The following is a 20569-nucleotide window of genomic DNA, read 5'->3' as shown; positions in this document are numbered from 1 at the left end:
CGCTAAAACTGTTTTTTGACCAAGGCGCTTCTGATTGACTCCCGAATGGCGGGGCTGCGGCGTTTCTGTGTGCGAAACAGAGCGATTGCATACATCGTGCCGATAGCGGCTTAACCAGCGCCGCTTGCGGCTCGGTCAACCTCTCAACCGTCGCAAAACAAGTTTGCGACGGCATCACGGTTATCGATTACGGCTGCTCTTTATTGATTAGATACTCATCGAGAGAATGGCCTGCATCGAGTAGCTTCTGCAACGCTGATGGACGTTTACCATTGCCAGACCACTCCTTAGCGTTCCCGCCCTCATCGGTAAAGCGATATTTAGCTTTTCTTGCACCACTTTTAGCGTTTTTGCGCTTAGTCTTGATGCCACCAACTGTTACAGGTTCCGCAAGGGATTCAGGATCGAGGCCAAGAGAACGGATGTATTCAAGCGCTTGCTGCCTTTTTTGCTCCAGTTCTTCTGCCTCAAGTTTCTTCAACTCATACTCTTCGCGAGACTCACTGATTAACGCTTCAAGTTTGCCTTTAACTTCTTCCAGCCACTCAAAATCTTTCGTTTGCGCAAATTTTCTTAAAGCGGTGATGCTACCAAGATGCTTAGATACAATACCGTATTCTTCATCTTTAGAAAGTTCTGTCATTTGTTGTTTCCTGTCAGTTAGTTAACGCTCATTAGCTCGCCGGAGGCAGTTTACTTTTTCTTTACTGGAAAACCAAGTTTACCAGTCTTTTTATCCTCTAAAACAAGCTCGGTATCAAACGTGTTACCGTCACGTTTTTTAAAGCCCTTAATCAGATTTGATTTGCCATCTTTAATCAATTTTTCAACTTGATTTGAAGTTAATTTTTTACCACAAAATTCTTGCCAGATCTTAAACTCACAACCCGTACAGAAAAAACCTTTCGGCCTGATGAGTATTTCTTTTCCACATGAAGGACAAGGAATCTCTAATCGAGAGCTTGCTCCTTCTGGCTTCTTGTCAGTGACGGGTTTTCCATCTTTATCAGGGAATGAAGTTTTACATTCAGGATAGCATGAACATCCCCAAAAGAAGCCATTCTGCCCTTTACGTTTACGCAAAAAGCCTTTATTACATACAGGGCAGGGAGCCGCATTTGATGATATATTTATACCGTTCTTATCCAAATCGCTAATAAGCTCACTAATATATTCGTCAGTTTCCTTAATGAAATCACTTACAGCCAGCTCTCCAGCTTTGATTTTAGCTTGTTTTTCTGCCCAACGAGCGGAGATATCAGGTTTTACCACTTCACTAGGTAATGCAGCACAATACTCCTGTCCTTGCTTAGTTGTTTTCCAGACAAGCTCTGAGTAACCTTTTTCTTTCTCAATAGCTAATAGCCCTGTATTAGCCGCCAATTTTTCTAATATACCAGCACGAGTAGCTTCCGTTCCTAATGTCCCGCCTCCCTCTTTAGCTTCAAGCGCTTTACGCAAATCAGGATCATCAACAAATTTTCCAGCACTTTTCATTGCTGCGATTAGCGTTGATTCAGTAAAATATTTTGGCGGTAGTGCTGGCTTCTTATCTACTAAAGCAGATTCACAAAGGCCGTTATCATTAAATTTCAGTGTTGATAAATCAAAGCCTGTAAGCTCACTATCATCAGATTCTAAATCATCGCTACTGTCTTTACCCAATGCCTCCCATCCTTTCTGCACTAAAACACTTTGTGTCGCGGAGAAAGTATCACCTTTGATATCAAAATGTACTTTCGTTTTATTCCGAATAGCATCAGGCCAAAACAAACCGATGTAGTAGGTAGCGACCAGTCTATAAACGTTCTTTTCTTTTTCGCTAAGCTGGATACCTGCACCGCTCTTAGTGGTTGGAACAATAGCGTGATGAGCCTCAATTTTGCTTGCATTAAACGCTTTATGCTTCTGTCCCTTATCCATATCTGCGGCTGCTGTAGCCAGTTCCGGCATTATCGCACTGATGGCTGCGGCAATATCGCCAGCTTGATAATAATGTTCATCCGATAGATAGCGATTATCGGTGCGTGGGTACGTTAGAAGTTTATGTGTTTCATACAACCCCTGCATGATTTCAAGAGTTTCTTTGGCTTTATAGCCGTAGCGTTTCGCGCAAATCTGTTGGAGAGTTGAAAGATCTAACGGCAACGGTGGCTTAGTGTTTTCTGGTTTTGTGGCAGCTATCGTGACTATTGCCTCTTTCCCCGAAACCCGTTCAGCTATATGCCGCGCTTGTGCATCTGAAATGAGCCGTTTTTTATCATCAATCTGATCACTATCCGTGGTTTGATATTTAGCCTTTACCTGATGCCCGTTCATCTCAAGCGTTGCGAAAATATCATAGTAAAAACTTTCGGCATGATTCTGATTTGCCAGTGTGCGCAGATTCACCAGACCAAGAACCGCGCTCTGTACACGCCCTACATTCAGGGTGCCATCATAGCCCTTCTCTTGGCCTTTGAGGGTACAACCGCGAGTTAGGTTATAACCGAAGCTCTGATCAAGCAGTGAGCGCGACAATGCGCTATTTGTCATACCCCTAAATTTGTCATTTGGCTGCATGTTTACAAGTGACTTTTGCACTGGTGCAAGGTTGAGATCAGCTATCAATAAACGTTCTACAGGCTTTTTGTTATTGGCATAACCTAAAATCTCGTCAACAAGCAAACAGCCTTCTTCATCTGGATCTCCAGCATGAACAATACTGGTAGCTTGTTCAATCAATGACAGTATGATACGAGTTTGTGCTTCTGCCTCTCTTTTTATTTTGTAAGTAGGCGGGTATGTCGTTTTGATCGGCAAATCACTGAATCGCCATTTAGTGTATTTATCGTCATAATCCTCTGGATCACATAGTTCAAGCATATGACCAAAACACCAAGTAACAACATCAGAACCATGCTGAAAGTATCCATTTTTCTTTTCTGTATTTGGATTTCCTCCAAGCCCTTCAAAAATAGCTTTAGCTAAAGATGGTTTTTCTGCAATAAACAGTCTCATTTAACTACCCTCAAATTCAAGATTATTGAAAACGAATTCACTCATCGTCATAACTTATGAAGAAAATTTCTTCATCTAGGCGAAAATTAACAAACTCTTTATCTTCTTCATTGAGTTGGTTATAAGTAACAGAATGCTTTTCAGCCATTTTTACTAAATCACCACTATTAGCGATAAATTCAGTTTCATGCTGATTAATTTCACGTATAACTTTGAAGTATTCAGTATTAGGGTGGTAAAACGCATTTTCACCAGATTCAGCCTCTTCTTGTTTAATCCAGTCTGCCAGATTGACTTTAAACGATTCTGTTTTCATGTTGATTTCCTAATCTTATTTGTTATGCCGCCATTCCCACGGCGGCATTGGTTGACTGTCAGCCCACAGGCCGCGCTTTTGCTTCTGAGCTTCCCGTTGCAAATCCGGTAATGCCTTATCCGTGTTATAGCGCTCATACACCCATGCAGCGCCAGATTGCACCATGAATCGGCTGGCTTCAGTGCCGTTCGTCATGAACACGTTCCCGATAATGCGCCCGTAGCGGTCTGTCTGCGTGTACGTCACCGTAACAGGCTGTGCCGCAACCAGACCTTTAAGTTGATTCATTGACCAACGTCCGAAAGCCTGTGTCTTTTCCGGCGCATCGATGTTTGCCAAGCGAATCCTTACGGGCTTTTTATTCTGTAATACTTCGATAGTGTCACCATCAAGAACACGGATAACTTTGCCCCGCATTTCTGCGGCAGACAGGAAACCAGAGAAAAAAATTATAGAAAGCACTAGTATGTTTTTTTTCAAAATATTAATTTCCATTTTTCCCCGCTACCGTTGATGCGATGCGGGGATGCATTTAGCCTTTAACCTTCCCGAACTTACTCATGATTTTTGAAATAGCAGACGGATCAGCCGATGAGCATTGATTCAAAAATGATTTTCGAGCATCAAAGGTTTTATCCCATCGGATAGAGCCTTTTTTCTTTTTCACTATGTTAAAAAATGCTTTTTCAGGGCTTTTACATTCACCTCCACCGCCGCTACCAATAGCTTTCCCATACATACAGAGTACTACCTCGCATGGATCAGCAGCATGTGCGTTAACTGAAACCAATCCTAACCCTGTAAGCAGAGGTAAAACCATTAAAAACTTTCTAGTCATTTTTTCTCTCCTGATATGTTTTAATGAAGGTTATTTTTATTTGCTCTGGTAAAAAAGAAGATTGATATGCCCACTCGATAACACCTCTAGCTCCTTGAGCTTTCAACCCATCCCTTACTTGAAACCAAAGATCGGCTTTACTGGTGTAAACAATAACTCTATCGGCATGTGCCAGTGCGTAGTAATACTCTGGAGTAGTAAAATCCTCTCTCTTTGAAAAAGTTCTGCTAAATGTCCATCCAAGGCCATTAGTCTCTGATGGTATGACACCGTAAAAATCAGCCATATAAGGTAGAGAAGGGGTTACAATCTCATTTACCTTGCCAAACTCTACAGGAGTTGGTTCTGGAGGGGATGAACACCCAGTAAGAGCGAGAACTACGATTATCAGCATTACTTTCATCTTGATTTCCTTTTATGCAGCCATATCGAGATCAGGAACATCTTTTATAGCGAGATAGCCTTTAGCAACAATTTCGTTTTCAAATACCTTTTGAGGTGGCATTGACAACTTACCGTTCTTTTTAGGGAAAACACTCTCCAAAGAAGGTGCTACCTTAATAAAATCGCCAAAGAAATATTCATTCATGTAGTAAAAAGCTTTCTCACATCGAATCGGGTTTTCCCCCTTCATCGCGAGAATTTCTTCACTAAATTTTAGTGTGAGGAGTTCGTTAGTCGTTACCAGAGGACGTTCAATAAGACTCTCGGACTCTGAGCGAGACATGCCGCCACGACTACGGCTCTTGCTTTTAGAGCCAATAGTGACCGTCTTAGTCCCCATAGCCTCTGACAGTTCGCGCGCATCCTTAACATCGGAAGCTGAATAGACAATTTTGCATGGCGCACTGGCGAGTAGCGTTTTGCTGCCAGCATAGCTATAGATCTCTTCAAGCTGAGAGCCAACCTGATAAACAATCAACAATTTCAGCTTGTAGCCAGCGATAAGGCCAGATTTGCTCTTGATGTAATCCACAGCACCAATTGACGGGAACTCATCAAGAAGAAATAAACAGTCATGCTTTATCTCTGGATCATCCGTAGGCATCTTTTCAAGGTTGATCTGAATAGCAAGCTGGAAAAAAATGTTTGTCACTTTTTCGGCAAGGCGTGCATTATCACCTGAGATACAGAAATAAACGGTCATTCTCTTTTTTCTAACCTGACGTAAGTCAAAATCATTTCCATCAGTAGCTTTCGCCACGTTCGGGTTAGAGAATGGGGATAATCCATTAAGGAAATTGCTTTTAAGTTGTGCTTTTGTTTTATCCTCCATTTCAATGAATGCTTTAAGACCAGACACACCTATATCAACCAGTGTTTTTTCTTTACCTTTCAAATCACCACGTATTTCACTAAGAAATGAAAGTAAGTTTTCAGGGTCAGCGCGTTCAAAAAGAAGATTAATTTTTGACATTGAAAATAAGGGTTCAATGTCAAGCTCTTTTAATGCTTGTTTATCCTTTGCTATCATAAACCAAAGAGTAACAGCAAGAGATTTAAACAAACTCCCTGCTGTTTTGTTGAGATAACTACCCGCGTCTGCACCATCTGTTTTATACGGGTAAACAATCAGCGCGAGATTTTCTAACTGGTTAAATCCTTCACTTGTTCCCATACTGACATAAAAAAGAGGATTGAATCGGTGAGTGACAGAGCTAAAGGGGTCAAATTTAAACACCTCCTGACGAAGAATCACTCTTCTGATTAGGCTGGTAATGTTGAAACACTCACGCTTAGGGTCGAGTATTATCACGCTCCACCAATATTTCATCAGGTTAGTAATAACTATACCTGCCCCTTTACCTGCACGAGTACCCGCCCCCATAGCGCTAAAAGCGGCTCCAACATAGCGAATTATTTTTTTATCTTTAAGGCCAACAATAATTCCCTCTTTTTCGTCGCCATCAAGAGTAAAACTATTCGACTCCTTTACATCTTTTATCGTGGCAAATCTCGCATCACCAAACACATTTTCCTTTTCCTCATTTAGTTTGATTAATGCCATTACTGGTATCGCCAACGACAACACAAAGCCTGAACACAGGGCAAGAAATGCAATCAACCTTATCTCGTCTGCAACACCAGTCAGCACCAAGCTTTTGATGAAAGAGTCCATGTTATATGCGTCTATTGCCTTGAATATCGCTTTCAATGGTTTAATGTTTTGCACTTGGTTGAAGTAAAGGACAAAGAAAGCAAACGAACCAGAAAACCACGTAAAGGCCAACATGATCCCAAAGATAAATACAGACTGTTGTTTGTTAAATTTTTTCACAATCTGCCCCTTTAAAATAAATATCACTCATATGTCTAACAACACCATCCCTTCCCACATGAACAACAATATCAATATTGTCCAGAATGATTTTTTTAAGCACATCAAATGGCAGGTTTTGGCATTCCATATTTTGATAACATTTCGTCACCATCTGAATGATGGCGTCTTTCGCAGAACCTGCGTGAATAGACGTCATGCTGCCTCTGTGTCCAGAACCCGCTACTTTGATAAAATCCCATGCGTCACCACCTTTTACTTCTGCAAGTAAAATCCTGTCTGGTTTCATCCTTAAACAAGATTTAATTAACTTTGCAGCGGTGATTATTGAGCCTGAATCACTTCCAGATTCCGAAGGATAAAAAAGATGAACGAAGTTTTTATGAATAAAGAACTCTATTTCTTCCGCATCCTCGATGGTAACTAGCCTTGCACTTAACGGAATAAAATCAATCAGGCTTTTCATATAGGTAGTTTTGCCTGAACCTGTTTCGCCCGCAAAAACGATGTTTTTGCCAACTTTTACAGCGAACTCCATAAACTCCGCAATTTTTTTCTGTTTGAAGAGTTCAAGAAGCGTATCATCATGGCTATGATACGTTTTCCCTGACTGAACATAGTCGTAAAATCCTCTTTCTATATATTCCTTATGCGTTACCTGCCTTGTTGATGGTTTTCTAATCGTAATAGATATGGTGTTTCTCTCACACGCTGGAGGAAAAACAACCTGCACACGCTCACCTGATTCAAGTGTTGCTGAAAGCAAAGGTTTTGTATCACCAACTTCATCACCACGAAATGAAGCTAATGTCTGAGAAAAACGCTTACAAAAGTCAAAGGTGACTTTCTCATCATCATGCACTGACCATTCACCGTTAATTTCCGTCCAGACCTCCCCTGAACGGTTTACAGCAATTTCTGTTAATCCATCAATATCAAGATAAGGCTGAAAAACTTGTCGTTTATAAAAATCCAGAGATTTATTGTTTATCAGTGGAGCAACATTATTCGTCATTTATTTTGCCTTTAACTGATAGACACCAGAAAAATCAATATCGTCACCAACAAGAATAGATATGATATCGCCCTGATTTTTGTACATAGTTGGTGGAATATTCACGCTGTTTGCTGCCGCTTCTTTCGCTATCTCGGCAAATGCTTCCCGACTGTTTGCTGTATAATCGGTCTGATTATCTTTATTATTATTTGATGCTCCACTAAGTGCTTGCATTGCATCAGGAATCATCCCTACTAGCATTGCACCACCGAAGCGATCCCAAAAATGTGAGTCAATCCATCCATCAATACCCATTTCGCCCAAGGCACCTGCTGCCGCAGTATCTACTAAATCAATTCTTTTAAAATCAGGTGTGCGTAACTGATTCCAGATAATAAACATGCGCCCCTGTCCATGATTCAGAGTACCGGTTTTGTAACTGCCAAATGCTTTAGTTCCTTTCTCAATCAGCTTCGTGTGATGGTTAGCACTCCACACATCATCTGTGATCACGCAATTGATACGTCCGCCCACATCTGAAACAAAGCGCGTTGTGAGTGCACACGGGATAATGGTGTTCTCTTCAATATAAAGGTTTGGATCTAGCTTGATTGCTGATACCTGCATACGGGATGCAGTTACAGCCTTAGCCTGTGGTTTTGGCTGGCTTGTGCTCGTTTCGTCTTGTTGAACCGTTCCTGTGCTATTTTGACGTTCGCTATTGCTGCCTGACTGCCCTGAGACAGGAATAGAGAGATACTTCTGGAACTGGCCGGAAGTTGACTTATCCGTTGGTGCAGGATTGTTACTCGTCGTTTCCGCACCATTCCCGCTGGTTGTCTCGTTCGCTACAGGGTCAAAATTTTGTCCCATACCTGTACGAACCTTACCAACTTGCGAGGCATTATCATCAGCCTTTACAGTAGATGCTGCTTGAGGCTCTTCGGAGTAAAAGTTTTTGTAAATTTTCAGGCCAAGAATAGCCACAATAAGAATTGTGGCAAAACCAAACAGCAATCCCATTTTAAAGCGATTATTTTTAGATTTTACTCCACCAATGTTATGAAGCTGTGATTGCTCCTGCCTCAATTGATTTGCATCTTCAACCAGATCATCGGTTTTTTTTATATCAGTCATTTTTCACCTCGACACGTTCAACATTTGGTGATGCCGTATTAATTTGGTCTGTAATTATTTTCCCAAACGACTGATTAACCACACCAACAACACTGTTACCATAACGAAGAACAAACTTATCGTTTACACTGTGAACAACCATTATTTTATATTTCCCTTTCGTCTGAACATTGAAAGACAATGTTTGTTCTTTCCCATCTTTATACATAAACGGGGCAGGGAACACTTTGCTTGAGTTGAAACCAATGTAAGTAAAAACACCATTATCATAAGCAAAATCAGGAGCAATCCTGCGACTATCAAATTTTTCATTGACTCGCATGTAATAATCCCAATTCTTTGGTGCGTCGGCGCTTTCAAAATTGTTAGCTATAACTTTTTTGTTTTTTATTTCCTCTTGTTGCGTTTGAATTTTTTTAGCTTCTTCCGCTCTTAATTTTGCCTGTTCCGCAGGATAACTATATTTAACTACATATGCGGGGCTATTTTTTTGTTCATCAGAAATCATAACTAAATCGAGGCTGTACACTCTTTTTGTTGTTCTGACGAAAAGATTCGTGTCCCACTCTTTAGCTACAGGTTGGAAAATTTTTTGTTCTTTCTCTCCTTCTGCATTTTCTTGTTGCTGAACCACAGGCCGAGGATTCACATAAACAACGTTATCATCTTTATCAATCTCCCAACCAGCAGGAAAACCAGCCCTAGCACTTATAACGGCTTCGCCTTCGTCAAAAACGATTGACGTTAAAAAACCTGTTTTCGATTTAATCACAGTGGTGTTTGCAGCGTTATAACTCACATTCTGCATCCTTGCGTCATAGCCTGACGACTGAGGAACTGCCGCAGCATTCACTAAGAAAGGTGAAAACAGGCTTAAAGCGATAATTAAACTTTTAGTGTCCATTATTCCCCCCTGATTTCTTTATCTGCCTGATAACTGGTTACAGTAAATCCAAGTGGATTAGTTGCACTGCTTTTCTTCAAATCAAAGCGATAAGTAACACGCAGAGCTAAATAGGAGATGGTCACTTGCCCTGTTCTGAAATTTCTACTAATGACTTTGAATCGAGATGTAGAAAGCCTATCTGGTGCAGTTGCATCAGTTATAATGTTAGATAACCGTTCAACTACTACATAAGCCCCGTTATTGTTATGCACTTTGTCAGGGGCTAAATCACTGGCAAAAAGGCGTAGGTAATCATCTTTCACCGTATTAGAGCTATATAGCTGTACTGTTTCATAATCACTTTGTAATGAAGGATAGTTATAGCCCTCTCGCAAAGAGATATACTTATCGACAAAGTAACGCCCCAGCGCCTCTGACTGTAAAATCTGTTCCTGTTTTACCTGTGTGATTAACTCTGTTCGTCCAGTAGTATTGTCAACGCTAACAATAGCGAGTTCTTTCTCTTTTAAAGGAGTAAGAATCGCGACATCAACCCCCAAACAAATTGCCAGTAGTGATGCAACCGAAGCCACACACCAAGCAGTTTTTTTAGATTTTTCGTTTTCAGCATGAATCTGAGTTTCGAAAGATTTTGCGGTATCAATTTGCTCTTTAATTTTTTTATTCATAGCTAATAACCTGACTATGGTTTATTGGTTCAAGTTTTCCAGAGACATCAGACGGTAAAGTTGCCTTACTGGAACATCCGATAATCGAAAAAATGAAAATCAATAGAACTAATTTTTCTAATTTCATGCTGCTTCACTCCTTTTTTTAGCAAGTGATGCCCTGCGGCGATCAGCCATTGAATTAATGCCGCTTTGTATTTTTTGCCCTGCCCACGCATCAGCACCTTGCATTTTTTGACCAGCCCATTCAGACGCTGAACGAGTTCCCCGACCAAGAAAGTTTCCAAGACGACTTGAGTTTGACGCTGTGTTACCAACATCTTTACCCGTAAGCCCTTTCATTAATCCGAATCCAGCCTTGCCCCCAGACATACCTAAACGGGATGCCCCAACGCCAGCAGCACCTAACCCCATCATTGCCATACCCTGCACAGCACCATCGACGCCAGCACCTGCAAGCTGTGTTGCGAACATACGGGCAAGCATAACCAACAGCGCTGATAACAAGCCCGCCATGAACCCCATAGCTCCGGCAGTAACTACGTTGCTGTTTGGTGCTGCATTGGATACTTGCTGTAAAATTTCCCCCTGATAATCCATACCGATTCTGATCACCAGAGAGGCAAATAAAACCGTGAGAATGCTAGAAAAATTCAACTGTAGCCAGTTGTTGAACATCTGACGCAAGAAACCAAACATCAGGCAGAATATGAAGATAGGTGCTGTGATAATGAGCAGTTTCATCGTGACATCAGCGGCGAGATAAACCACTGTGCTAATCGCCATTAAAATCATTGAGCCAGCCCACACAAGCGCCATCCCAAATGCTCCAGCAAGAGGAATATAATCGGTATCTTTTTGATAAATTTTTTCAGCAAGGTTCTGTGTACTCGCCCAAAGATTATCTAGCGTCTGCCAAACACTTACTCCACCGGATAAACCGTCTTTAATACCTTCCATTGCAGTAGTTGCGCTGGTTAAATAACCTCCCGCATTAGTTATGAAAGTAATAATGATGGCGAACTTCGTTAAATCCCATGCCAGATCGGGAAGTGGTGTTTGCGTTTTCCCTGCAAGCGTCTGATAGCCTTTCCACAACACATACAATGTTACCGAAGCCGCCGCCAGCGTCATAATGTCGCTGGCAAACTGGCTTTGATAGGAGTCACTGATTTTCTGCACAGAGTCCATTATTGTATTATTGAACTTAACGAAAAAACCCTGACCAGCCATAAACCAACCCTCTTTTATTGAAAATCAGGAACAGCCGCTTGCAACTGTTGTTGTTTAAACTCTGCTTTTTGTTGCGTTTTCAACATTTCTGCATCAGCTTTATTTTTGCTTTCCCATACATCATATTGCATCTTGATTGCTTGCATTTTCAGGGATTGAGCCTGTAAAGAGTTTGCTAAATCCTGAGACTCTTTAATATCCTTAGAAGATTCAATACGGCTGCTTAATGATTGAATCTGTGACATGGTATTTGATAACTGTTTATTGATTACATTCCCTTGTTCGATACTGGCAGCGGTAGACACCACTTTAGCCTTACATACATTGTCATTTTTGGCATATCCCGTATTGCACATATCGAATGCACCGTACTTTTTAAAAAGACTTTGTGCCTCACTGCTTAAAGAGCCAGTAGGATCGTTAGTAAAGCTGGATATATAACTATCCCCTTGCTTATAAATATTCGTCAACTCTGATTGCAGATTACTTAATTCATTAGTAAACGATGCAATGTTACGAACACCTGTAGCAGTAGCAAGTTGGTCTTTATAAGCCTGTATCTGGCTTTTATAATGTGCGGCAGTGTCAGTCCATTCCTTAATCTTCTGCCCCCAATCCTGCGCCCATTGAACATCCCTCATAGGATCTGCATCAACTGCAACCGGAATACCCGCAGTGGAGAAAAATGAAGTACACAGCAGAACAGAGAATAAAACGGCCTTTGTCTTTTTCATAAAAACCTCACTAAATTGCTTGCTCAAGATATGTAGGAATCCAATCATCAGGAGACATACTATTGCGATAAATATTTTCGAACACTTCTAAATTGTCGGCGCTGGCTGATAGGATTTTTAAATATCCACCAAGTCCTGATAAATCCAGAGTAGCCAATGCCGAAAATGCCTTACCATCACCTTTTTTCAGACTGCTTTTTTTAATCAAAAACTGTCTGGACATTGGATCAAGATTTTTAATGATATTAAATTCTTCCGGCGTACATTTAAGCCCATTTACATAATCATCAAAATCAGCATCAGGGTTAGCAAGATAAATACTGGTACTACAAACTTCGACTACTGCTCGTGAAATTTTGTTTTTCAAAATTTCATCAGGTGATTGTGTCGCTGGAATAACAAGCCCATTTAACTTACGAATAGTTTTTAGCTTGTTATAAACAAAATCGCTAAATGCTTCATCCTGTAGCCATTTCCAGAATTCATCTAGGAAGATGACAAGACGGCGACCATCTAGAAGCTGAGTAATGCGATACAGCAAGTAGAAGGTGATAGGCGCACACACAACTGGATCATCAAGGAACTCCGTACCATCAATACCAAAATTGTTTACATGCTGAATATTGAAAGTGTCCTGCGCATTATCGAATACCCAGCCATTCGCGTTACCATTAGCCCACTGTGACAAACGTAGAATGATCCCGTTTTCCTGCTCATCACGGTCTGCTTTCTGCATGAGGTGCTCAAGCATACGAGATATGCCATATTCCCGCATTTCCCCTGCTGGAAAATCCATTACGGCATCAACAGACTCACCAATGAGCAGTGTTTCACGGGTTGTCAAAGTTTCGCCATTGCGGGTACAAAGGATTGCCATTAGTTGTTTTACAAAAATCCGGTTGCGTTTAGTTGCTTCAAGCGCAAAGGGATTCCAGCCAGTAGGCTCACCGCTTTTTACTGTATAATATTCACCGCCCAACATGCGGAGACATAACTCTGCCCCTCTGTCCTTATCCAGAAAAACAGTGGTCATTTTTTTCTGTCTAGCACTATTAGCAAACGTACTTGGATTATTATATTTCTGTAACATACAGGCGATAAATGAAAGCAGCATTGTTTTACCTGAACCCGCAGTACCGATTATTTTAGTATTTGCGAGGTTTTTCTCTCCAACTTCATCCTTAAACAAGACAGAGTTGTGAAGATTCAAATAATAAGCCTGTTTGCTAGGAGTTTTCAAAATGGCGAGAGCTTCACCCCAGCAATTTTTATCGCGTTTCCCTTGATAGAAGTTATGGAACGATGCCAGTTCAACAAAATTAGCATTTGATATAGGTGATAGTCGTGGTCTTAGATTAAATACTGCTGGGAGCTGCGCAAGATAAGCAGCAGGTAAAGATAACGTAGATAATACAACAACCATACCTAAATCAATAAAATCAGAAGATATTTTGCTAACTGATTCATCCAGTTCTTTAATGGAGTCGGCAAACACCATTAGAGTAAAATGATAATAGCCAAAAGAAATCTCCCCAGCAACGAGATCGTTTTTCGCGATTTCAAGCTCCTGCAACTGTGTTACTGCATCATCTTCGGTGCTTTTAAGCTGTTTCTCTGTACGCTTAATGGCATTTAATGCTTCTGTCTTACTCATTACAGTAAATGAATGGGTAATCACATAATCTACATCAGAAAAATGTAGCGCATCATAAACACCAGATGATGTTTCACTGGAAAAATCTTTAATTTCAATAGAGCGGAAAAAACGGCTACCATCTATTCTTTTCACCTGTGCTGTATCGTGATTAAGAAACACATCCACGCCACCAAGCACATTGTAAATAGGTGTTTTGGTAACACGTATTTTTTGATGTTTACCTGTTAACAGATAATTATAAAATGAAAGCTGTGATGAAAAAACGTTACCGTCCTCTTCATACATACCAAGAAGATTAGATGTGAATTTATCCAAGCCACTAGAAAGAGTATTGATAATATCATTCATTTTACTGATATGAATATCAATGCTTTCCTGTTTTTCTTTAAGGCTTTTTTTCTTATTTTCAAGTTTATCAAGCCTGTTATCAGGTCGATATACAACAGAAAAATAAATAGCATTACCTTTGAATTTATTTTCCTTGAGCGAATCATAATAACGACCAGAAACAATATCAGCGTGCTTATTACCTGATTTTATATCAAAGCCATCATAGAAACTCTCACGAATGGTATGATTATAGAACGATACAGACAGCCCTGAGAAAGAGCGGACTAAAGTAGCCACCTGAGAATCTATAGCTTCCAGTGCAGCTTCTGATAACGATTCAAAGCTAACGCCCATTAGCTGCCATGTGGCGACATAATCACCATTTTTCGTTTTAACAAAATGTTTATCTACATGGCTGGAAAAAGGGATATGCTTTTCCAGCGAAACTCTTTCGTTTAGTTTCATAGCCTGAGTGAACTCATCAATGTCAACTGGCTCATACTGCGATGCAAGAAATGCCCTCGCTCCGAAATATCTATTACAAGCAGAATTTCCCAGCAACTTTAGTTTCAGGAAAAACAAGTTAAATATGTGGTCATCTTGTTTCGCTATCATTCTTAAAATGAAAATAGCGACAGGTATCGCTAACCAGACCAGTTTGTTTACATATACCCCTGACAAGAAGAATGCCCCAATGACCACAGTAAGTGGGACGACAGGGACACCCAGATACATTGCGGGGCGCGTCATGGCCTTATAAAGTATCGACATACTATCGTCCCTAGTTTGTTAACCAACCATCATAGAGGCGACTTCGGCGGCACTGGCAATGACGATCGCGCCAATGATGATAGGTGAGCATTCACGAATGGTACTGCCACCGAATAACACCTTATAGCCAACCCATAAACAGGCAATTGTGACCGTAACAATAGACAGGCCACTTAGCCCCGTCTGAACCTTCTCCAACAGGCTTTCTGCTTTAGAGAACCCATCAGCGAAAGCCGGTGATGCGATAGTTGCCCCAGCAATCGAGGCCGCAAAGCTAGTTTTGCGCATGTTGATAGCTGAAACACACGCACTTACACCGTTTTGGAAAGTCTTCTTAATAGACATGTTAATACCCTTTTAATTGATGATTTTTGTCGGTATGGCGTTATCGACAAAAGCTGATTTAAGAATTGATTCTGGATAAATTACTGATTTTTTTTTGCTGTGAGTTTTCCCTATGCCACTATCTCCCCTTTCGTTCTTTGTGCTTGGAACAAGATATTTGTTAGAATCGTTTTTATAACCAATTCTTTCTATGTAACTGGTATAACTAAACTCTGACTCTTTTCTTTTACCAGTTGAAAAATTACCAGAGTAATAGCAACTAAGAGCGTTTTCTAAATCCCCTCCCCTCTGATAACAATCAACAATAATTTTTTCGAAAACCGATAGGTTTTCGCATGGTGATAAGAGTTTTTCCGCCGATGTATTGAATAATGAAAAATTTGTACTGGTAATCTGCATCAATCCTACGGAATACCGTCTTTTTTTATTCTCTATCTCACGTATAACTTCGAGTGCATCTTCTTTCGATGATGGTAAGTGTGTAATGACAGTTTTACCTGATTCATCACGTTCTGCTTTTGGGATAATTTCTGCAATAGCAAATGGATTAAACCCACTTTCAACGCGAGCAACATCATTGATTGTATCAGGGTGCACCGAGGCCGCGCACAAAAGCAAACTAGGTAAAATCCCTGCCATAACTCATCCCTCCTTGCGCATTAACTGCATCAGCATATAGACGATTTGATGCCTTTTATTACGCAAGGATTCTTTCGCCCGTCTTTCGATGAAGTCATTAAGTTGACGATCAAGTTTTATCGTTACGTGTGTCTCTTTGTTTTCATCCCCTCGGTTACTCTCTTTCATATTCGGTGATTAAAACTCTCGTGATTTGTGATTGTGAGAGAATCGCCTGACAAACAAAAAACGGCAATCATAAAAATTATGATCGCCGTTTAAATGGATTAAATATTGATTTCAGAAAAGTTTGAAAAACCGATAGAGAAAATTCTTAATTTGGTAAGAAAGCCCTTATCAAAGGGCTTTCATCAGCTTTTAGTTGAAGGTGGGAATGGGTGCGTCTTGCTGTTTATTTCTGAAAAGAGCAGCTTTCACATTTTTACAGTTATCCGTATCAGCACCGGATTTCTTGCACTCATCGGCCTTTTTCAAGGCATCTTCTGGATGATTCCGCCACCAATCAACACTCTTGGTTTCCTCGCCGCACCCACTCAAAGCCAATAATGAAACTAACATCATGATTCTTAGCATTTTTATTTCCTTATACATGATTAACCAAAAAAACTGACAGCACCCGTAAGAATACTACTGTACGAATACCAGACAAAGTAACATCACCTAACGTATGTCTCACCACATCAAGATGATTTCTTACAGTTATCGGCTTTATGCCTTTTTCGTCTGCAATTTCTTCGATTGTGCTACCAATTGCGTACATCATCGCAATGTCTTTCTGATGATCACTCAACTGTTCCTCTGTGAAAATTTGATGTAGCCGGGAAATACGGATAGCATCGTCCCTAGTCATGATAACCTCTCATTCAGGTTGTTGTGATCAGTAGGTGAACAAAGTAGCCGCTTTGTTCGCCTACGCCTAAATCAACTTAAAAACCGAACCCTTTCCAACCTCTTTCCTGCTCCTGCTTTTGCTTCTTATGTTCAGTTGAATCCTTCGTAAAACCATTTTCAAGCGCAAATCCAATGTTACGAGAGCGCTCATTCTTCCGTTCAATCTGTTGTTTAACCGCTTTATCATCTGGCTGGTTGGTTATTGCCTTTGGTATCTCACGTTCTCTGTTACGCTCAATCCCTATGTTCTCTATTTGCCAGTTACTACGTTGACTCTCTCTGTAACCAGCAACGGAACCATCATCATTAAACATCGGGCTACGGACTCGCGTTGGTGACAATTTTTTTATTTTAACTAACGTGCCAGCCTGCAACTTTTCTGATTCAAAGTGGCTTTTCAAATCTTTGCCCCAAATCGTTACCTGCTTACCACCTTTAAGGGTTTCATAGGTCAGATAGGGAGTTCTCTTTTCACCTGCTTTGTTCTGATAAGCAGTTTCGCCAAATTCGACTACCTTGTAAACGTTCCTCAATCGCTTAGGGTTCTCGGCCTGTAGCCTTTCAACCTCACGTTTACGTTCTGGATCTTTCTTCCATGTTGCCGCAACATCATAACCCATGCCTTCAAGTTTTCTATAAAATCCTTGCCTAAATTTTTTTGTTTCGTCCTTAGTCAACCTTAAACGCTTTTCTGTATCTTCGTTTTTAAGTTTGAAGTTAACATGCACATGTGGGTGCTTTTCTTTATCATCATGATAGACTGCTACAAATGCATGATTAGGATAGCTTTCTTTTAAAAACTCTGCTGTTGCTTTTAACGCATCCTCTCGGCTTACTTTAGCATCTGGAGGCGGGGAAAAGACCATGTTTTTTACATGATCAATATTTTCACCACGGTACTTTTTATCATAATCGTTTCCCTTCGCAAGAGTGACTGTAAACTCTTTATTAAAGTCGTCACCTTTTCCAGAAACTTCAATACCATTACCATCATAACAGTAAGCCTCAAGCTCACCTTCTCGCGTTATGTAATCAACTCCATTTTTTATACCTGCAACAGTTTTACCTGAACCAGTTATTTTAAAAGTCACTTCTTTTGATGGGGTTGAACCGTATGATTTTTTATCCGAACCATGTTGAGCTTTATGGTTAAATGCGGATTTACTGGCATGACTTTGACGACCTGTTAGTTTTGCTGGCTGGCTTGCTTTATCTGAGCTTTTTGCTCGTTTTGTTCTATATTCATTCTCAACAAATACGCCCATAAATCACCCGAACCTGTTAACAACGCTTTTGGTTAAAGTCTCTAAAGCTGAATCAATAGACTGACATAATCCAATAACCTCAACTACTTCCTTTCTAAAATCCGGATCATTTACCGTACAAAATCTTTCGCCTTTTATGATAAAATGTATATTACGGCCTATGCGGTCAATTGCAGTGGTTAGTTTTTTCAAGTCTTTTATTTCATCAGGATAAAGGCAAACTTCATTTTTTAATAAAGACTGCCTTACTCTGATTGCTATCTCACGACTCATACTCATGCCATGCAATGCTGCATTACGTTTTAAAATTTCAATTTCATGAGGATAAAGATAGGTAAAAACGGCTTTTGCTGGCTTATCTGATACATGAATTGATAGAGGTGTTGTCTCAACTTCAAGCACCTTACGCTTTGCAAAAACGTTGACACTGTTAACACCACAGACGGCAGCATTAACTTTAGCAAGCTCATACTCATCATCATCTAGCCTGAATTTTACTTGTTTCATAACTCACCTAAAGAGCCTGCGGCAGGCACAGGCAAAAACCCCGTTTTTGGACAATCAGATAGAAAATTGGTACCAATTTCTAGCGGATTGTCTATCCTGCATTGATTCTAGCATACCTAAACTACAGAACGCCCATTTAATGTACAGGAAGATTCAAATAGAGCATATAAGTCGCTAGAACGTTCTCTTGTCTCCGACCATCTGGCAACCAAGCTGCTATACGTTCGTGCTAACTAGTTCGCTTCGCTCATTGGCTTTGCAGTGTGGGGGGTTGTCGCGGCTAACGCCGTGACGCTTTTATGTCCTCGCTTCGCTGCGGGGCTTCCGGCTTCGCCTCCATGCCCTTTCAGGGCATAAAAGGGGCATTCCAGCCCCTACGAAATATATTTAAAACATTGCATATCCTTGCAAGTAGTTTAACCACCATCGGAATTGATCCCATTCCCTACCTTTCATAGCAGGGATTCGTGTTTCCCATCCTTTGACAAGTGAATCTGCAACCTGTACGATTTGTTGTGTTGACATATTAAAACCTCACTAAGTTTTGTTTGTTAACGGTGATCAGGTTGCTCGAACAACCTGATCACACCTCTCACACATTTAGTTTTCCACCTCCTTTTTACTGTATATGCACTCTATAAATTCTTTTAAATTTAACACCTCATCACCTTCTTTCAAGGAATTAAAATATTCCTCGTATTCTTTTTCATATAATTCATTTTTCATAGCATTTTACTCCTAACTTTTTCTTTGTGTATTCTATGTCTATGTATGGTGTCCAATTACCCTTGTAAAATTCAATAGCGGCTTGTTCCAGTGTGATTAAACCAGTGTCGTAATCCCTTTTTACTGATTCATGAAAACTAGCTATATCAAACGGTTTCTTTCTTTTCATTTTTTAAATCTCCTGCCCGTGTGGGCTTATGGTGAAAGATGCTTTCCCTTTCAATGATTTTATTATACGTCTATTTAGACGTATCAACAAGTGAATAGCTTATTCTTTTTCAGTTTTTTTTCTCTTTTCTAAAACAAAATCAGGATGCTCCCCAGCCATTAAAAGAAGATATTCAAACTCCCCTTTTGATAAGCTCAAACGGTTATGGGTTTTAGCTTCCTCTTTTTTTTGCCATGTTCTTAAACCTACACCAAAGAGTTTTCCGCATTCAGTTTGCGTAATCCCTAATTTTTCACGTAGTTTTTTAATGTTTTCCGGCGTATTATCAGTTATCACGATCACTCTCCTTAATTTCTTTAATCATTGTAATGATAATTTCTTTATCGACCACTCTTAAACCATTAGTGGTAAAATCAATCAAGTTAAATTCATTTTCAACGAAATAAAACTCACTTAACATTTTTTTAGTAATTTTACTTTTACCTTCGGTCATGAGTTTTGAACGAGTCTTAATCTTTTTTACGAAATGGTATACACCTGCGTTTTCCTCAAGATAGTAGGTAATATCTCCTTTGTTTTTTCTCATAGCTGTTTCACCATTCCAGTTAGTGTAATAAGTTGATCCAAACTCAAGCCACGAACAAGAAAACCATAGCCATCACCATGCTCGGTTATTTGTCCGTTCAATCCATTTTCCACTTTGAAGCCTGTTAACGTTCCGTACCAGTTTTCAAGCTGTACAAGTTGCGATAACATCCCTTTCAGAATCCGTTTTTGTTCCCGTTCTGCCTGTATGTTCTTTTCGCATTCAAGCGCCTTTTCCACATCTTGCAGGGCATTTGCTAAAATTTTCCTCTCAATATCGGCGGCTATCTCAACAGGATTACGAAATAGTGATACGGTGCAGGAATAGCATGGACTACGCCAATTGCGACTATCCACGCTTCCCACGATTGAAAGTCTCTCTTTTTCATTCCGTATATGTACAGAGTAATTCTTAAACTTCGGGGATGTAAGTTTTATACGGTACTGGCAATCATCAAGAAGGTTAACGCGCCACCCATTCCCTAGGATACGACACACGATTTCAAAAACTGGTTGCCAACGTTCAAAGAATGATTTCATTTTAATGCCCCGTGATAATGTCTTGCTTTGATGGGG

At 40.3% G+C, this 20569-nt stretch carries 24 protein-coding genes; all 24 read right to left on the bottom strand.

Annotated features, from left to right (window positions below):
- Window positions 1-187 precede the first annotated feature (187 nt).
- Window positions 188-643, bottom strand: coding sequence for an H-NS family histone-like protein (locus ACT3RR_RS21230; RefSeq protein WP_115195441.1), 456 nt, complete (start codon window positions 641-643; stop codon window positions 188-190).
- Between the two features lie 50 nt (window positions 644-693).
- Window positions 694-3000 (bottom strand): type IA DNA topoisomerase, encoded by a 2307-nt coding sequence (gene topB, locus ACT3RR_RS21225; RefSeq protein WP_115195440.1) that lies wholly within the window; start codon window positions 2998-3000, stop codon window positions 694-696.
- A 37-nt stretch (window positions 3001-3037) separates the two neighbouring features.
- The gene (locus tag ACT3RR_RS21220) at window positions 3038-3316 is read right to left on the bottom strand and encodes a hypothetical protein (RefSeq protein WP_115195439.1); all 279 of its coding nucleotides are present in this window, start codon (window positions 3314-3316) and stop codon (window positions 3038-3040) included.
- Between the two features lie 15 nt (window positions 3317-3331).
- Window positions 3332-3733, bottom strand: coding sequence for a thermonuclease family protein (locus ACT3RR_RS21215; protein WP_228708730.1), 402 nt, complete (start codon window positions 3731-3733; stop codon window positions 3332-3334).
- Window positions 3734-3848: 115 nt separating this feature from the next.
- Complete coding sequence (locus ACT3RR_RS21210; RefSeq protein ID WP_172721774.1) at window positions 3849-4154, bottom strand: TrbM/KikA/MpfK family conjugal transfer protein; 306 nt, start codon at window positions 4152-4154, stop codon at window positions 3849-3851.
- On the bottom strand, window positions 4147-4557 hold the full coding sequence (locus ACT3RR_RS21205; RefSeq protein ID WP_115195437.1) for a cag pathogenicity island Cag12 family protein: 411 nt from the start codon (window positions 4555-4557) through the stop codon (window positions 4147-4149). The genes ACT3RR_RS21210 and ACT3RR_RS21205 overlap by 8 nt, the downstream gene beginning before the upstream one ends.
- 12 nt (window positions 4558-4569) lie before the next feature.
- Window positions 4570-6432, bottom strand: coding sequence for a type IV secretory system conjugative DNA transfer family protein (locus ACT3RR_RS21200; RefSeq protein ID WP_228708724.1), 1863 nt, complete (start codon window positions 6430-6432; stop codon window positions 4570-4572).
- Window positions 6419-7447 (bottom strand): P-type DNA transfer ATPase VirB11, encoded by a 1029-nt coding sequence (virB11, locus tag ACT3RR_RS21195; protein WP_115195436.1) that lies wholly within the window; start codon window positions 7445-7447, stop codon window positions 6419-6421. The genes ACT3RR_RS21200 and virB11 overlap by 14 nt, the downstream gene beginning before the upstream one ends.
- Window positions 7448-8566, bottom strand: coding sequence for a VirB10/TraB/TrbI family type IV secretion system protein (virB10, locus tag ACT3RR_RS21190; protein ID WP_117111267.1), 1119 nt, complete (start codon window positions 8564-8566; stop codon window positions 7448-7450). It abuts the gene before it with no gap.
- Window positions 8559-9470, bottom strand: coding sequence for a TrbG/VirB9 family P-type conjugative transfer protein (locus ACT3RR_RS21185; RefSeq protein ID WP_248006651.1), 912 nt, complete (start codon window positions 9468-9470; stop codon window positions 8559-8561). Before ACT3RR_RS21185 ends, virB10 begins: the two co-directional genes overlap by 8 nt.
- Window positions 9470-10141 carry a VirB8 family type IV secretion system protein gene (locus tag ACT3RR_RS21180; RefSeq protein ID WP_117111268.1) on the bottom strand — a complete coding sequence of 224 codons (672 nt, stop codon included), beginning with the start codon at window positions 10139-10141 and terminating at the stop codon, window positions 9470-9472. Before ACT3RR_RS21180 ends, ACT3RR_RS21185 begins: the two co-directional genes overlap by 1 nt.
- A 123-nt stretch (window positions 10142-10264) precedes the next feature.
- Window positions 10265-11374, bottom strand: a complete 1110-nt coding sequence (locus ACT3RR_RS21175) for a TrbL/VirB6 family protein (protein WP_228708728.1) — start codon at window positions 11372-11374, stop codon at window positions 10265-10267.
- 14 nt (window positions 11375-11388) lie between these two features.
- Window positions 11389-12108 (bottom strand): type IV secretion system protein, encoded by a 720-nt coding sequence (locus ACT3RR_RS21170; RefSeq protein WP_115195455.1) that lies wholly within the window; start codon window positions 12106-12108, stop codon window positions 11389-11391.
- A gap of 10 nt (window positions 12109-12118) precedes the next feature.
- Window positions 12119-14866, bottom strand: a complete 2748-nt coding sequence (locus ACT3RR_RS21165) for a VirB4 family type IV secretion/conjugal transfer ATPase (RefSeq protein ID WP_115195454.1) — start codon at window positions 14864-14866, stop codon at window positions 12119-12121.
- Between the two features lie 18 nt (window positions 14867-14884).
- A complete protein-coding gene (locus tag ACT3RR_RS21160) occupies window positions 14885-15211 on the bottom strand; it encodes a TrbC/VirB2 family protein (RefSeq protein WP_228708727.1) in 327 nt (108 codons plus the stop codon).
- 12 nt (window positions 15212-15223) lie between these two features.
- Window positions 15224-15850: a lytic transglycosylase domain-containing protein gene (locus ACT3RR_RS21155; RefSeq protein WP_115195453.1), complete on the bottom strand. Its 627-nt coding sequence runs from the start codon at window positions 15848-15850 to the stop codon at window positions 15224-15226.
- A gap of 357 nt (window positions 15851-16207) precedes the next feature.
- A complete protein-coding gene (locus ACT3RR_RS21150; RefSeq protein ID WP_228708726.1) occupies window positions 16208-16423 on the bottom strand; it encodes an EexN family lipoprotein in 216 nt (71 codons plus the stop codon).
- Between the two features lie 10 nt (window positions 16424-16433).
- Window positions 16434-16700, bottom strand: a complete 267-nt coding sequence (locus ACT3RR_RS21145) for a helix-turn-helix transcriptional regulator (RefSeq protein ID WP_115195451.1) — start codon at window positions 16698-16700, stop codon at window positions 16434-16436.
- Between the two features lie 76 nt (window positions 16701-16776).
- Complete coding sequence (gene mobP1 / locus ACT3RR_RS21140) at window positions 16777-18006, bottom strand: MobP1 family relaxase (protein WP_115195450.1); 1230 nt, start codon at window positions 18004-18006, stop codon at window positions 16777-16779.
- Between the two features lie 3 nt (window positions 18007-18009).
- On the bottom strand, window positions 18010-18513 hold the full coding sequence (gene ddp1 / locus ACT3RR_RS21135) for a DNA distortion polypeptide 1 (protein WP_117111270.1): 504 nt from the start codon (window positions 18511-18513) through the stop codon (window positions 18010-18012).
- 715 nt (window positions 18514-19228) lie between these two features.
- Window positions 19229-19408: a hypothetical protein gene (locus tag ACT3RR_RS21130; protein WP_115195448.1), complete on the bottom strand. Its 180-nt coding sequence runs from the start codon at window positions 19406-19408 to the stop codon at window positions 19229-19231.
- A 99-nt stretch (window positions 19409-19507) separates the two neighbouring features.
- Window positions 19508-19744 carry a helix-turn-helix domain-containing protein gene (locus tag ACT3RR_RS21125; RefSeq protein ID WP_115195447.1) on the bottom strand — a complete coding sequence of 79 codons (237 nt, stop codon included), beginning with the start codon at window positions 19742-19744 and terminating at the stop codon, window positions 19508-19510.
- Window positions 19734-19994: a hypothetical protein gene (locus ACT3RR_RS21120; protein ID WP_115195446.1), complete on the bottom strand. Its 261-nt coding sequence runs from the start codon at window positions 19992-19994 to the stop codon at window positions 19734-19736. Before ACT3RR_RS21120 ends, ACT3RR_RS21125 begins: the two co-directional genes overlap by 11 nt.
- A complete protein-coding gene (locus tag ACT3RR_RS21115; RefSeq protein ID WP_115195445.1) occupies window positions 19991-20533 on the bottom strand; it encodes a hypothetical protein in 543 nt (180 codons plus the stop codon). The genes ACT3RR_RS21120 and ACT3RR_RS21115 overlap by 4 nt, the downstream gene beginning before the upstream one ends.
- Window positions 20534-20569: the final 36 nt, after the last annotated feature.

The sequence above is a fragment of the Ewingella sp. AOP8-B2-18 genome, from assembly GCF_052376015.1.
Classification (GTDB): Bacteria; Pseudomonadota; Gammaproteobacteria; order Enterobacterales; family Enterobacteriaceae; genus Ewingella; species Ewingella allii.
Note: the sequence above shows the minus strand (reverse complement) of the source record. Positions and strands in the feature narration are given on the sequence as shown.

What these genes read in the sequence shown, in the direction of transcription:
- ACT3RR_RS21185 (WP_248006651.1), bottom strand. Translation starts at nt 9,470, where the DNA reads ATGGACACTAAAAGTTTAATTATCGCTTTAAGCCTGTTTTCACCTTTC.
- ACT3RR_RS21175 (WP_228708728.1), bottom strand. Translation starts at nt 11,374, where the DNA reads ATGGCTGGTCAGGGTTTTTTCGTTAAGTTCAATAATACAATAATGGAC.
- virB11 (WP_115195436.1), bottom strand. Translation starts at nt 7,447, where the DNA reads ATGACGAATAATGTTGCTCCACTGATAAACAATAAATCTCTGGATTTT.
- ACT3RR_RS21130 (WP_115195448.1), bottom strand. Translation starts at nt 19,408, where the DNA reads ATGAAAAGAAAGAAACCGTTTGATATAGCTAGTTTTCATGAATCAGTA.
- ACT3RR_RS21160 (WP_228708727.1), bottom strand. Translation starts at nt 15,211, where the DNA reads ATGTCTATTAAGAAGACTTTCCAAAACGGTGTAAGTGCGTGTGTTTCA.
- ACT3RR_RS21155 (WP_115195453.1), bottom strand. Translation starts at nt 15,850, where the DNA reads ATGGCAGGGATTTTACCTAGTTTGCTTTTGTGCGCGGCCTCGGTGCAC.
- ACT3RR_RS21215 (WP_228708730.1), bottom strand. Translation starts at nt 3,733, where the DNA reads ATGCGGGGCAAAGTTATCCGTGTTCTTGATGGTGACACTATCGAAGTA.
- ACT3RR_RS21210 (WP_172721774.1), bottom strand. Translation starts at nt 4,154, where the DNA reads ATGACTAGAAAGTTTTTAATGGTTTTACCTCTGCTTACAGGGTTAGGA.
- virB10 (WP_117111267.1), bottom strand. Translation starts at nt 8,566, where the DNA reads ATGACTGATATAAAAAAAACCGATGATCTGGTTGAAGATGCAAATCAA.
- topB (WP_115195440.1), bottom strand. Translation starts at nt 3,000, where the DNA reads ATGAGACTGTTTATTGCAGAAAAACCATCTTTAGCTAAAGCTATTTTT.
- ACT3RR_RS21120 (WP_115195446.1), bottom strand. Translation starts at nt 19,994, where the DNA reads ATGAGAAAAAACAAAGGAGATATTACCTACTATCTTGAGGAAAACGCA.
- ACT3RR_RS21170 (WP_115195455.1), bottom strand. Translation starts at nt 12,108, where the DNA reads ATGAAAAAGACAAAGGCCGTTTTATTCTCTGTTCTGCTGTGTACTTCA.
- ddp1 (WP_117111270.1), bottom strand. Translation starts at nt 18,513, where the DNA reads ATGAAACAAGTAAAATTCAGGCTAGATGATGATGAGTATGAGCTTGCT.
- ACT3RR_RS21165 (WP_115195454.1), bottom strand. Translation starts at nt 14,866, where the DNA reads ATGTCGATACTTTATAAGGCCATGACGCGCCCCGCAATGTATCTGGGT.
- ACT3RR_RS21205 (WP_115195437.1), bottom strand. Translation starts at nt 4,557, where the DNA reads ATGAAAGTAATGCTGATAATCGTAGTTCTCGCTCTTACTGGGTGTTCA.
- ACT3RR_RS21115 (WP_115195445.1), bottom strand. Translation starts at nt 20,533, where the DNA reads ATGAAATCATTCTTTGAACGTTGGCAACCAGTTTTTGAAATCGTGTGT.
- ACT3RR_RS21220 (WP_115195439.1), bottom strand. Translation starts at nt 3,316, where the DNA reads ATGAAAACAGAATCGTTTAAAGTCAATCTGGCAGACTGGATTAAACAA.
- ACT3RR_RS21145 (WP_115195451.1), bottom strand. Translation starts at nt 16,700, where the DNA reads ATGACTAGGGACGATGCTATCCGTATTTCCCGGCTACATCAAATTTTC.
- ACT3RR_RS21180 (WP_117111268.1), bottom strand. Translation starts at nt 10,141, where the DNA reads ATGAATAAAAAAATTAAAGAGCAAATTGATACCGCAAAATCTTTCGAA.
- ACT3RR_RS21230 (WP_115195441.1), bottom strand. Translation starts at nt 643, where the DNA reads ATGACAGAACTTTCTAAAGATGAAGAATACGGTATTGTATCTAAGCAT.
- ACT3RR_RS21150 (WP_228708726.1), bottom strand. Translation starts at nt 16,423, where the DNA reads ATGCTAAGAATCATGATGTTAGTTTCATTATTGGCTTTGAGTGGGTGC.
- mobP1 (WP_115195450.1), bottom strand. Translation starts at nt 18,006, where the DNA reads ATGGGCGTATTTGTTGAGAATGAATATAGAACAAAACGAGCAAAAAGC.